This is a genomic window from Streptomyces sp. NPDC058469 (assembly GCF_042721125.1).
In the GTDB taxonomy this organism is placed as follows: Bacteria; Actinomycetota; Actinomycetes; order Streptomycetales; family Streptomycetaceae; genus Streptomyces.
Map to the genome: position 1 here is coordinate 1 of NZ_JBHXME010000321.1, position 3,754 is coordinate 3,754.

Below are 3,754 nucleotides of genomic sequence, written 5' to 3' on the forward strand. Positions count from 1 at the left end.
GATCATCTGAGATTTTCAATGCCTCCACGTCTCACTTGAACTGGTCGATCCAGGTCAGAGCCGGTCTCGCAGACCAGACCCTTTGCGACGGGACACCTGTTGTCCTTTGGCAGCGAAGCTAGTCGTCTGCGGTGCGCTGACCTGGGGCGACTGGATTGGATATCAACGCCTACTGGCGGACGCTCTAATCCGTCTCGGTGAAGTCAACTCCCCGTTCTGGCAGGAGCTTTGCCGAGAGGTGGTGATGATGCCGAAGATCCTCATTGTGGAGTTGAAACCCGAGCAGAGGACTCGTTGTACGGGTGGCTGAACGCTGGTGGACGGTGCCCTGGCGCGTTGTTCCAATGCAGGTCCGGTGCCTCGGTCGGGTGGATGCTTGCGCCTACTCCCCTTCGGCTGTGCTCTGCTGCCACTATGGCCGGATGGGGACTCGGGGGTGGCGCACCGTCCTGTTTCTGGCGGGGGCCGTTGGACTTTCTCTGGTCGTGCTGCTGCTCGGGGGAGCACTCCTGAACGGTGGCCTGGGCGCTGCGTCGGATCTGTCGGGCGTGCTGTCGGCGCTGCTTGCGGTGGTGCCGCTGGCCACGGTGCTGCTGGTCTGGCGGCGGCGGATGAGCGGGCGCCCTGGCCCGGAGTCCCCGATCGAGACCGTCGACGCGGCCAAACAGCTGCTGACCGAAGAGGTGGGGGTCCGCTGGGGGCGCGAGGCCACCATCCGCGACCAGGACGGCAGCCGCCCGATGCCCGTGGTCTGGCGGGAGCGGGCCTCTGCGGGAGTGGTCCTTGCCGGTGCCGCCAGTTACCCCGAGGCGCGGCGTCAGATGGACCAACTCGCCGACAGGTTCCTGGCATTGCTGCCTCGCCGGCTCGTCGTCATCGGTGAGCCCGGCGCGGGCAAGACCACGTTCGCGATGCAACTGACGCTCGCTCTGCTGCGCCCGTGGACGCACGAGTCCGTGCGCCGGGTGCCCACGCTGGTCCCGGTGCCGGTCCCGGCGTCGAGCTGGTCCCAGCGGTATCTCACGGACTTCACCGCCTGGATGGCCGACGAGATAGCCCGCAGTTACCCCTCACTCGCCGACCTTGGCACCGACATCCCCCGGCGCCTGGTCGAGGGCCTGCAGGTAGTGCCGGTCCTGGACGGGCTCGACGAACTGCCCGCCGCGGCCAGGTCCCGGGTCCTGCGCACCCTCGGCACCACTACCGGCACCGATCAGCCGCTGATCCTCACCTGCCGCACCAGGGAGTTCGAGCAGGCGGTGCGGCAGGGAAGCGAGCTGCTGGCGACCGCGACGGTCGTTGTGCCCGAGCCACTCATCGTCGAGGCGGCAGTCGCCCACCTCCGCGCGCACCTGCCCGCGCCCCCGGCGTCCGGCTGGGAGGAGTTCCTGCGCCGTCTGGAAGCCCCCGGCCCGCACAGCGGACCGGTCGCGGTCGTCGCTACGGCGATCACCAACCCGCTCGACCTGGGACTGCTGCGAACGACGTACGCCGTCGGGAACACCTCCCCCGGCAACCTGTTGAACCCCGAGCTGATCGACTCGCCCACGGCGCTGCGTGGTCATTTGCTCGACCGGCTGATCCCCTCGCTCCTCGACCAGAACCCGCCCCTGAAGCCTGACCCCGGGCGGCTCCGCCCCCGCCGGACATACCAGGCCGGAGAAGTACGGCGCTGGCTCACGTTCCTGGCCACCCTGCTCGCCCGAACTCCCGCGGAGCGGTCTCTCATCCTCCCGAGCAGGCTGGGCGCCGACTTCAGCATGGGCATGCGCGCTGAGCTGGGTACACGCGATCTGAAATGGTGGAGCCTGGCGCAGTTGGCCCTTCCCCGGCCGATCCTTCCACTGACGCAGCTCGTCAGCTGGGTCGCACTGACCGCAGTCATCGGCGCGGGTGCCGCCACGGTCGCACCGTCCAAGGACACGCCCGATGCCGCCGCGGGCGCCCGTGCGGCCTTTCTCGGCCTGGTGATCGGCCTGATCAGCGCGCTGTTTGCGAACGGCGCGAGGCGCTCACAGCCGCAGGGCGGGTCCGCCGAACCGAACAGCAGGGGACTGGCCCACTTCACCCGCCATGTCTTTGGCGGCGCGCTCGGGGGCGCCGTGCTCGGGGGCGCCGCCGCGGCCGTGCTGCAGATCGACTGGATGCGCAGGCCCCTGTTAGGCAGGCAGCGGACAACATTCCTGGACACACTGGCCGAACACCCGCTCCCCGTGGTGGGGACCGCGGCAGCCCTGGGCGCGGCAGTCGGCTTTTACACGTGGGCGCAGGCGGCCTGGGCGGTGAACAGGGCGGGCACCCCCATAGGATCGCTGCGAGCGGACCGGGACAGCCGACTACTCCGCTGTGCCGCCGTCGTGGTCTGCACCGAAACGGTTCTCATCCTGCTGTTGTGGAGTCACCTCCACGACGACGGAACGGTCCGGAGCCTGATCGCTCTGCCGGCCATCGCCCTGGGACTGACCCTGTTGAGCGGCGAACGCGCCTGGATCGTGTACTCGGTCACTGTCGGGTACGCGGCCTGCCGCGGTGACCTGCCGTGGCGTCTGATGCCGTTCCTCGACGATGCGCACCGGCTGGGTCTGCTCCGTGCGGTCGGGCCGGTGTATCAGTTCCGCCACGCCGAGTTCCAGGACCACCTGGCGCCGCCGCAGCTGCCGCCAGAGCCGCAGCCGGCTCCCTCGCCCGCCGCCCCCCGCCGCTGGTGGCTAATCCCCGCCCTGACGGGCGCCCTCGTCGGCGTGGTCATCTCGGCGCTCTGGGAGTTCACCGGTCTCGCCGTGACGATACCTACGGTGATCCTGGCCGGCGCCTCGTACTGGTGGTGGCGACGCGAGCGGTCCCGTTGAGCGGGATCAGTAGCGAACTTCGCCAAGGCCGCTTAGTGCTGATGCCGTTCGGGATCGAGTGTCCATGAGCGCGAGACGGTCCCGCTCCAGCCAGGACTCGAAGGTGGCGTGCTGCCCGGTCGTCGCCGACCGATACCAGCCCGAGAAATGGCGCGGACCCCGCGACCACCGAAACGGCCGTACCAGAACCGCGTCCTCGAACCTGGCCGTCGCGCAGTCCAGCAGGGGACGCCGCCGACGTGTGTCGTGCATGGTTGCCGCAGGCACGGCCATACAACACCCCCAACGTGCTCACCCCACACGACTAGGTTCGCTGTCAAGGAACCCGAAACGGCTGGGTTCGCTGTCAAACGATTCGATTGGATGACAAGGGACACCTGCCGTTTCGGCCCTTTCGGCAGTGCTGTCGGACCCGCCAGATAGACTTCTGCCGATCTTGACGAACGAGACACTGAGAGGAGGAAGTTGACTGAGATGAGCGAGTCCGAGCGGCCAACGCCAGGAGAGTGTGACCTTGAGATGGTGATCGCCACTAACATGCTGGAAGTCGGGATCGACATCACCGGCGTTGAATTGTTGATCCTCGAAGATGAGCTTCGGGCAGCAATCCGTGACCCGCGAGTTCGTGAAGCGGCAGCCCTGGGCTGGGAGTCTGACGACTTCCAGAAGATCTTCGAAGAGCGGCTGCTGGGCAGCAAGACTCACGCTGGCCCTGCCCTCACGTACGTTCATGTCGAAAGCGCGGAGACCCGGCTCGCCAAGGCAGCGGACGCCCTTCGCGACACGCAAGGTGTTCACGACCCAAGTCTCGTCACTGATTCCTAATGCTGTCTGTCAAGCCGTGTGAGCGGTGGGTGGCACGGCCTCGTAGGTCCGTCCGTCGCGGAGGAGGGCCCAGAGGACGT

The 3,754-nt window shown here is 67.8% G+C and carries 2 protein-coding genes; both read left to right on the top strand.

The genetic code is table 11. The annotated features are described in order from the left end of the window. Positions 1–422 precede the first annotated feature (422 nt). Complete coding sequence (locus ACFWP5_RS52000; protein WP_384174352.1) at positions 423–2,849, top strand: NACHT domain-containing protein; 2,427 nt, start codon at positions 423–425, stop codon at positions 2,847–2,849. Positions 2,850–3,323: 474 nt separating this feature from the next. Continuing rightward, the gene (locus ACFWP5_RS52005; RefSeq protein ID WP_384174355.1) at positions 3,324–3,674 is read left to right on the top strand and encodes a hypothetical protein; all 351 of its coding nucleotides are present in this window, start codon (positions 3,324–3,326) and stop codon (positions 3,672–3,674) included. Positions 3,675–3,754 lie beyond the last annotated feature (80 nt).

Bases quoted from the DNA above. Each gene is read 5' to 3' on its own strand.
- ACFWP5_RS52000 (WP_384174352.1), top strand. From the start codon at position 423: ATGGGGACTCGGGGGTGGCGCACCGTCCTGTTTCTGGCGGGGGCCGTT.
- ACFWP5_RS52005 (WP_384174355.1), top strand. From the start codon at position 3,324: ATGAGCGAGTCCGAGCGGCCAACGCCAGGAGAGTGTGACCTTGAGATG.